The organism is Blautia sp. MSK17_66, from assembly GCF_020538025.1.
Taxonomy (GTDB): domain Bacteria; phylum Bacillota; class Clostridia; order Lachnospirales; family Lachnospiraceae; genus Blautia_A.
Genome location: NZ_JAJBNQ010000007.1, coordinates 113042 through 121912 on the forward strand (window position 1 = coordinate 113042; position 8871 = coordinate 121912).

An 8871-nucleotide genomic window follows, 5' to 3' on the forward strand; every position below is an offset into this window, starting at 1 on the left:
TTTTTCTGCCGAAGACTATCTGACGCTTCCATCAGGTAGTCCCAGCACCTTTATTATCTTTTGATAAGTCATTCTTGTCCTGCTCAAGTTATCTCTGTTCTGAAAAAATATCGTCAAAATTCCATTCGATTTCAATTTCATCCTGACTATGAACACGGATCACCTTGATAACCTCACGCAGCTTCTCTGTATCGAACTTCTGAATTCCCAAGAAATCTTTTAGTTTTATTTTATCAGAAAGTTCATTTTGTTCAAGAAGCTTTTTACTATTCTTCGCATCTTCTATCTTTCGTTTTATTTCATCCAGCTGTACACTTATCTTTTCAGCTCTCTGCTTATACGAATCACGATCTATACGACCATCTTTGTAATCATCATAGAGTTTCATCTTTTCCGAGGTCAACTGTCGGCTCTGTTTTTGCAATTCTGTAGTATTGATCTCTTTGTATTCACATTGTCTTTTGGAAGATACTTTCTTTCCTTTTTTCAACATTGACGCTGCATACTGACGGACAAGCCCAAGGATATTCTCCTCCATCGGTTCCCTACGAATCACCAGACTTCGGCACACAGGATCACCATTGGTTCTGGCATCTGAACATTTCAGCAGATGCTCTGTTTCTTTTAACAGAGAATGCCCACAGTTGGCACATATCAGCAAGGCCGGCTGTTTTTTACGTCTTTCCAGAGTAAAATTGGTGCGTGATTCTGCAACACTTCTCTTCTTTTTCGGATGCATTTCATTTGCTTTTTCAAACAATTCCCTGTCTATAATTGCCGTATGATGATTTTCCAGGCGAACCCATTCTGTTTCATCATTCAGAACTGCTTTATGGCCCGTATGCATACTGCAACGTGTTTTGCCCCAGATTCTGGTTCCAATATAAATCTCATCCCGGACGATTGCCGATACTGTCGTAGGGCTCCAGTGTTTCTTTTTGATCGTGTCAAACCTCTGGAACTGCACCTGATCCCCTCTTGATAATTTCTGCTCATCACAAGTAGCAATCGCCTGTCTGTTCAATTCCCTTGTAATATCTGCAAAACTTGTTCCCTCCGCTGCCATCTGAAAAATCATTTTCACGACTTTTGCAGCCTCCGGATCAACTTCCAGCCTTCCATCTTTTCCTTTTTTATAGCCATATCTGGCATTTACCGGAAGACGTGTACCATTTTTTGTTCTCGTCTGCATTGCTGATGAAATTTTCTTGGACAAATCCAGGCTATACATATTGTATACCAGATTCTGCAATGCCACATTCATTCCACCAGTCATTCCGCTGCTTGCTGCACTGTCATAGCTGTCATTAATCGAAATAAATCGAATCTGCAGAAGTGGAAAAATATATTCAATATAAAATCCAACTTCCAGATAGTCTCTTCCGAATCTGGAAAAGTCTTTTACAACTACACAGCCGATTTCTCCACTTTTCATGTCATCCTGCAGCTGTTGAAATCCCTGCCGTTTAAAATGAGTACCGCTGACACCATCATCCACATATTCCAGGATATCTGCCTCATCTACACCCAGCTGATCAATCACAAATGATTTTAACAGAATTCTCTGAGAAGTTACACTGTCGCTCTCTTTTTTAGCTCTGCCATCTACATTGTCATCTTCTGCGGATAAACGGATGTAAACAGCTGTTTTTCTATGATCTGTCATCTTGACTGCGCCTCCTTCTCTTTCTTTAATTTCTGTAAATCTGCAAACTGATCGTCATATACCAGCTTGATCTCATAATCATACTTACCATGGATAATAATTGAATCCACAAAGGCATCTGCCATTTCTTTTGTCAGCTTACGCTTTGACATATAAGTATGTATCACTTTTCCCCATCCTTCCTCGATATGATAATCCTTGGAATACCGTACCTGTGCCGCCAATACTACATCCAGGCGGTTCTTGATGTTTTCTATTTCATTGGAATAGATACGGGAAAACTGCATGTATTCTTCTTCTGTAATCAGACGTTCCGAATAATCCTCATATAAATCAGATTTACGCTTGCTGATCCTGCTCAACTCCCGCCGAAGTTTCCCCACTTCCTTATCCAGAAGCAAATACTGTGTCTGGTTTCTGGAAGCAGAATTCATTTCACGGATCAGTTTCTCTGTATCCAATACGGCTTTCATATGTGACTGGATCAGGCGAAGGACGTCTTCATCCACGTATTCTTTTTTGACTCTGTGCCCCTTACACTGATTTCCTCCGGATTTATGGTTCGCATCTGCACCACAGATATAATAAAATGTCCCTGTTTTTTCTCTGGACAACACCATGCGGTTCCCACAACCCCCACACCTGATCTTGCCGGTATAGAAATTATGATTCCGAATGGCTCCATTATTCAGCTGATGCTTCTTTTTGTATGCTTCCGTAAATTCCCGGATTTTTTCCTGTACCTGCCGGAACAGTTCTTTATCAATAATTCCTTCGTGGGTATTCTCAGCATAGAGCCACTCACTCTCCGGTAGATTTCTCTGCTTGTTTCCTTGAAAAACACTCTGCTGATATTTTCCATATACAGAATCTCCGGTACAATGGACATCCTGAAGTACACGTTTCACTTCATAATTATTCCAAGGTTTGGATTCCGGTGAAGGCTTTTCGCCTGTTTTATAATATTCCCTCTGCAAAGTCGGGGAAAGGATACCATCTGTATTCAGTCTTTTTGCAATATCGCTGTAGCTGCATCCATCCATATACATAGTAAAAATTTCTCGTAAATGTCCGGCAGCCTCCTCGTCAACTACCAGCTGGTGTCTGTCCTGTTCTGATTTCCTGTATCCATAAGGTTCCCATGCACCAGTAAATTTTCCTTCTTTCCACAGGGCTTTTTTGGCACTGCTGCTCTTTTTTGCAAGGTCTTTGGAATAAAACTCATTGATGATATTTTTTAAGGGAACTGTCAGATCCACTCCCTCACGGAAAGAATCAAAGTCATCCGTCACAGCAAGAAACCGCACATGAAAAAACGGAAATACACGCTCAATATAATTACTTGTCTCTACATAATTCCTTCCAAGTCTGGATAGATCCTTTACAATCACACAGTTAATTTTTCCATGCTTGATATCTTCCATCATCTGCGTAAAACCAGGACGGTCGAAATTTGTACCAGAATAATCAGAATCCTTATATATTTCTGCAACTGCGATGTCTTCCGTATCTGCCACAAAGTTTTTCATCAGTTCCACCTGGGTTTCTATCGTTCCTCTTTCTAAGGTTTCTTCTGTTTCCATTGAAATTCTGGCATACAATCCTGCCCGGAACGGTCTGCTCACCTCTGTCTGGACGGTTGCACTGCTGACTACTTCCGGAATGTTTTTCCTGCTCTTTCGTGCCATTTTATACAACCTCCTTTACATTGACCTGCAGATTGTTATCATCATCTATTACCATATCAACTCCCATAGCAGGTAATTGATTCAGCAATGTCTGATAACAATCATCAAAATCAAAAGTGATCTCTATATTCTTTTTATCATATACTCTGATTTGCCTGATCAGTTCTACCACCACAGTGCGGGACAGTTCTTCAATATCCTGATATTTCACAAAATAATCCAGCCAGGTATTGGCTTTGTCTGCTTTTTCCAGCTCGTTATCCATTTCTTTCTGGATCGCACGGATACTCTCTTCCGCATTTCTAAGCCGCTTTCCATATGCTGCATGAAGCTCTACATAGTCTTCTTTTGATACAATGCCCTCTTTCATATCCGAATAGAGCATCATCCGTAACTCCTTACAGCGTTCTTTCTCCTGCTTTTTCTTCTCCAGCCTGTCCTGCAGCTTTTTCATATTGATCTCCTGAAATGGCACAGTACCGATAAATTCCAGGACTCTTTTCAGGTGCAGGATATTCTGGATATGCTGTTTCAACATCACTAATACGGCATCTTCCAGATCCTTTTCCGGTATTCTATGACTGGAACAGCGTTTTGTTTCTTTATTTGTGGAACATAGATAATAAGCATATTTTTTTCCTGCCACAGTAGAAACCTTTCTTGTCATAGGTGCTCCACAATCCGCACATACAGCAATTCCGGATAACAGATATACCTGCTTTTGGTCAGGTGAAGTACGTGTATCCATGCCAAGAAGCCTCTGAACAATTTCAAAATCACGGTCACTCACCAGAGGTTCATGATTTTTCTCAATCCGGATCCAGTCATCTTCCGGTTTCACATAAGTCTGCTTCACTTTATGGTTTGGAGTTGTCCTTTTTCCCTGTACAAGGTTTCCGATATAAACCTCGTTTTCCAGTATCCTGCGGACCGTAACGGAACTCCAAAGTGCCTGTTCTTTCTGCCGGAAACCTGTTTCATAACGACTGCCGCTGCTTATTTTATACTCAAATGGGGAAAGAATACCCAGTTCATTTAAACGATTAGCGATCGCATCCTGACTCATTCCCTGCAGCTTCATCTTAAAAATATCCTGTACTACACCGCCCGCCGATGGATCAATCTCTAATTTATGCTTATCTGTCTTTGTCTTCCTGTATCCAAATGCTACAAACGGAGTCACGCACTCGCCTTTTTTCCTCTTAATCTCAAGATTACTCCTGATCTTAATAGAAATATCACGACAATAAGCATCGTTGATTAAATTTTTAAATGGGATAATGATTTCGTCTGCCTGATTCTTTCCCTTAAGACTGTCATAATTATCATTGATGGCAATAAAACGCACACCAAGAGCCGGGAATAATCTCTCGATATACTTCCCGGAATCAATATATTCCCTTCCAAATCGTGATAAATCTTTTACCACTACGCAGTCTACAATCCCATGCCGGATATCTTCCAGCATTGCCTGGAATGCAGGGCGCTCAAAATTAGAGCCTGAGTAGCCATCATCAACTCGGACTGAAACAACTTCAATATCTTTTTTGTCTTTCAGGAAATCCAGAATCAAAGCTTTCTGGTTAGAAATGCTGTTACTTTCCAGTTTTGCTGAACTGGAAATATCGCCATCTTCTTTAGATAATCTGACATAGATGGCGGCATGATAGATTTTGTTGATATTCTGATACATATCTTACCTCCTTTTATTACGTCAGAAAATCCATGTAATAAAAGGGGGCTGCATAATTTGTCCTTACCGACATTCTAACACAGTCCCCTCAATTTTACCAGTACTTTTTCAGACACTCAGAAGCATATTCTCAAATGCCTGCTCCATAGATATACCGTTATTTGCAAATCTGACTTTTACTTTCATATTACCGATCCGGACCAGATAAGGATTTCCTACTTTATTCAGAAAAATATCTCTCCGTTCCTGAAGCGATTTATTTCTGTCTGTTTTTATCATCCGTAGATCAGTCATTTCATTGATATCCACATCACTGAAATCCTGATCCAGATAATTTCTATATTCCTCTGCTGTCATGCCCTTCTCCTTCCATTCCCATCTGAATCCGTACTGCTTTCAGTACCCGATCCAGGCTCCACTTATTTACTCTTCCGCATTTCTCAATAATACATTTTGTAGAAATACTCATAACCTGTTCAGCCAATGCCAGGCTTCCTTTTCGGATCCCTGTCATATCGTACTTACTGATAAATACATGTGTTGGCAAATACCGCTTCTTATATATTCTTGACGTCAGCGGAACTACTGTAATGACTGAACTGTATGTATTAGCTTTGTTGTTACTTACTACGATCACCGGTCTTACTCCACCCTGAACCGAAGTTGTCGGAAACATACCGAGATCCGCCCATAAGATATCTCCTCTTCGAATCGTCACTTGTCATCTCTCCAATCTTTTTTTATTTGTAAAGCATCCCTAGCGCTATATTGGCTCCACAGGAATACGGCAGAGTTCCTTTCCAAGATGGAAAGCTCTGCCGCATAACCTCTATAACCAATTTGATTATTAAACAGTGCTCGCTCGATTCTATTTATCCTCGATACCCCGAATCGTTACTCCTGCATCTGCAGGAAGGGAATAATAACCTGTCCGAATGCTATACTCCGGACCACAACCCAAAAACTCTCGTTTCCAGGCTCTGGCAGTTCATAGGTTTACCAATTACAGACTTCTCAGAGTCTGCAAGTGTATCGCATCTCACACATGTCATCGCATCACCAGCCTGCCGACTGGCTTTGGTCAGTGCTTTTTCGCAGCATTATTAGCTCTAAAAATGTTTTTACGTCTTATAATCCTATAGCGGCATCTTCCTCGTGCTCACTGTATGAAATGTCACGTCAGTTATTATTGGATATTCAGTTATCACGGTGCGTTTTAGGGAGTCCTTAAAGCTCCTCTAATTACTAAAGTCAAATGACTTCGGAAGATGCAAAAGATTTTGAAAAATTTTTTAAAAAAATTTATTCATATACATTTCACGCATCTTATTAAGAATGGATTTCAGCTTGTATGACAGCATCTGTCTGGAAATTCCCATAATCTCTGCCATCTGTGTCTGTGTCTTGTTTTCAAAGAAAATACCGTAAATAATCATGCGTTCCTCGGAGTTCAGCTGATTGATCACTTTGTGGATATCCTGCTGTTCCATTTTTGTCAGCACACTATGCTCCACATCACAATTCAGATCCGGAAAATCCTCTATCATAAAGCCTTCTCCATCAATGGACTGACCACTGTAAGGTACTTCCCTCAACATCTTGTCCACGACCTCTCCCAATTCGTTTTTGATTTCTACCTTTTTTGCCTTGCTGCTTCTATAAAAATTGTTCATCGCATACGCAACCTCTTTTGTAATCTCAATCATCTCTCCATCAATATTTGCGTAATACTTTCCTTCATAAAAATATGGGTGTTCAATATACATGTCCGTTCCTCCTGAATTTGAAATCTCGTTGCTTGTTTCAAATCCAGAAGGCGGACCTCTGTTTAGAATCATGCCTGCTCCGCCTTTATCCTGCCGGGACATACCCGCAGTTATTGGCTGAGAAATTCAGGCACGAAAAAAAGCCCCAGTAGTTTTTTTCTTAACTACTGAGGCCTTCGTCTCTTTCTTATATTCAGTTATCTATGCCTTCTTTCATCAGCATAATCATTGTATCAGGATAAAGTTCACAAAGTATCCGCAATACATTCCTATAAGTTCACATCATTATTGAAATCGTACATATTTCAGTATAAAAAGTTCACCGTGTTATTCTTCTACTTCTTTTCCATCTATATATAGTTGAAATTTATCAGGATTATTGACAACATCATAGTCCTTTCCATATTCTACAGGTCTGTATTCGGCTGTCATTACCGATTCCCCATCTTCAATATCCTCTTTCCATAAATAGATGTTCATATCAAGACTCGTCGCATATCCCCTGTCTGTGGAGAATTTTGTCGAATGAAAAGAATTCTCCTTGTACATCTGCAAAAGTTCTCTTGCAAACGCTTCTCTATCCTCAATATTTTCCCGGTTAGCTACTACGGTTAGATTTTCATCCTGATTTATGGAAAATGTTCCTACTACATCAGGTTCACCTTCCTTATGACCAGATTCAGGTTTCCCATAAATACTTCCTGTAGCAATTATCAAGATGACTGCTCCTGAGATTACTGCAATTATCTTTCTTTTCATATTTTCATTAATTTCCTTTTAATTGTTTTACTGCGTAATTGATTACTTCTTCCGGTGTGGGTCTGTCTCCTTTAAGTGTCATTTTCTTCCATTCTTCCTGCACATCCGGATCAGGATTATCAAATCCTGCATCTATGGCTATCTGCATTTCTCTGCGTACCTCTTCTGGTGTTGTGTTGTACTTTTTTGCAATTTTCTCATAAATAGTTTTCTCTCTCATTCATTTTCCTCCAATATATAAGTAGAATTACACATTGTTCTATAGAACTAATTTAGCATATTTCTATTATCATGAAAAGACACTTTACAATTTAAAGCGGAATAAAAAGTCAAAAAAAAGAAGAGCTACTTGCTCTTCCCATTTTGTCATATTACTCTTCCAATAATGTATGAATTACTTTGATAATTTTTTTCTGCTCTTTGATCGGAAGTTTTTCTATTTTCTCTGTCAGCTCATTGGTAACACCTGTAACTGAATGTGCCACAACATCAATCAAAAGAGTATCTGCAGAAACATCTAATGCATTTGCAATTGCAACAAAGGTATCCAATTTTGTAACTTTCAAGCCTCTCTCTATTACACTCACATGCGTCGGACTTAAATTTACTAATGCAGCCAGTTCCTCTTGCGTGAGATTTTTTGCTTCTCGTGCTGATTTGATTCGCTGTCCTACTGCCTTCAAATCCATCGTAACACCTCCTCCAGAACGAATAATCGTTCTGGATTTAGTATACTTGTGGATATCTTAAATATACAGAATCGCAAAGCCAAGTTCTAATTCTACAGAACTATATTTCAAGATTTTCTTTGCATATTCGTAAAATAGAGTTATGATTGAAGCAGCTAAATCAAAGGAGGTATCAAATCATGAAATCACATAAATACTGGTCCCTAGGCGCACTTTTCTGTATGTTGGGATGCATTTATTCTGGAATCAGAAAATCTATGACTGCACATAAATACTTTGCCTATTCTTCATTGCTTTGTATGGGCATGTCCATTTATTCCGGTCACAAACTGGTTTCTCCAAAGAAGAAAAAAATCACTGAATCAAACAATAGTGAAAATAATTGAACAAAAATTGACCTCTATTCATCAAAGACAAAGTTGCTGGAGAGTTTTTTCCCTCCAACAACTTTCTTCATCTTTAAGCCATTGAAACACAATACTGTCCAATCAACTTCATCCAACTATTATATTTATTCTTTTCACACACCTTTCGGCAAATTTCATTTTCCATCAGTACACAGAACATCTTATCATAATCAAATGCCCAAACAGCACCATTCACATGGTTT

General features: G+C 39.3%; 10 protein-coding genes. 1 reads left to right on the forward strand and 9 read right to left on the reverse strand.

Annotated elements, in window-relative coordinates; genetic code table 11:
- Positions 1 to 88: 88 nt before the first annotated feature.
- The 9 genes from LIR34_RS05455 to LIR34_RS05495 all read right to left on the reverse strand — a co-directional run bounded on the left by LIR34_RS05455 (position 89) and on the right by LIR34_RS05495 (position 8261).
- On the reverse strand, positions 89 to 1666 hold the full coding sequence (locus LIR34_RS05455; protein ID WP_012744257.1) for a recombinase family protein: 1578 nt from the start codon (positions 1664 to 1666) through the stop codon (positions 89 to 91).
- Positions 1663 to 3354 (reverse strand): recombinase family protein, encoded by a 1692-nt coding sequence (locus LIR34_RS05460; RefSeq protein WP_012744258.1) that lies wholly within the window; start codon positions 3352 to 3354, stop codon positions 1663 to 1665. Before LIR34_RS05460 ends, LIR34_RS05455 begins: the two co-directional genes overlap by 4 nt.
- A gap of 1 nt (position 3355) precedes the next feature.
- Positions 3356 to 5047 (reverse strand): recombinase family protein, encoded by a 1692-nt coding sequence (locus tag LIR34_RS05465; protein ID WP_023922627.1) that lies wholly within the window; start codon positions 5045 to 5047, stop codon positions 3356 to 3358.
- Between the two features lie 108 nt (positions 5048 to 5155).
- Positions 5156 to 5404 (reverse strand): DUF6870 family protein, encoded by a 249-nt coding sequence (locus tag LIR34_RS05470; protein ID WP_012744260.1) that lies wholly within the window; start codon positions 5402 to 5404, stop codon positions 5156 to 5158.
- Positions 5385 to 5765, reverse strand: a complete 381-nt coding sequence (locus LIR34_RS05475) for a type II toxin-antitoxin system PemK/MazF family toxin (RefSeq protein ID WP_012744261.1) — start codon at positions 5763 to 5765, stop codon at positions 5385 to 5387. Before LIR34_RS05475 ends, LIR34_RS05470 begins: the two co-directional genes overlap by 20 nt.
- A gap of 574 nt (positions 5766 to 6339) precedes the next feature.
- Positions 6340 to 6813 carry a sigma-70 family RNA polymerase sigma factor gene (locus tag LIR34_RS05480; RefSeq protein WP_023922628.1) on the reverse strand — a complete coding sequence of 158 codons (474 nt, stop codon included), beginning with the start codon at positions 6811 to 6813 and terminating at the stop codon, positions 6340 to 6342.
- 327 nt (positions 6814 to 7140) lie between these two features.
- Positions 7141 to 7572, reverse strand: a complete 432-nt coding sequence (locus tag LIR34_RS05485) for a hypothetical protein (protein ID WP_012744263.1) — start codon at positions 7570 to 7572, stop codon at positions 7141 to 7143.
- A gap of 7 nt (positions 7573 to 7579) precedes the next feature.
- The gene (locus LIR34_RS05490) at positions 7580 to 7792 is read right to left on the reverse strand and encodes a sporulation initiation factor Spo0A C-terminal domain-containing protein (protein ID WP_012744264.1); all 213 of its coding nucleotides are present in this window, start codon (positions 7790 to 7792) and stop codon (positions 7580 to 7582) included.
- 151 nt (positions 7793 to 7943) lie between these two features.
- Positions 7944 to 8261, reverse strand: coding sequence for a helix-turn-helix domain-containing protein (locus LIR34_RS05495; protein ID WP_008688152.1), 318 nt, complete (start codon positions 8259 to 8261; stop codon positions 7944 to 7946).
- A gap of 179 nt (positions 8262 to 8440) precedes the next feature.
- Here LIR34_RS05495 and LIR34_RS05500 point away from each other — a divergent pair, with 179 nt between their 5' ends.
- On the forward strand, positions 8441 to 8647 hold the full coding sequence (locus tag LIR34_RS05500; RefSeq protein WP_015524569.1) for a DUF6219 family protein: 207 nt from the start codon (positions 8441 to 8443) through the stop codon (positions 8645 to 8647).
- Positions 8648 to 8871: the final 224 nt, after the last annotated feature.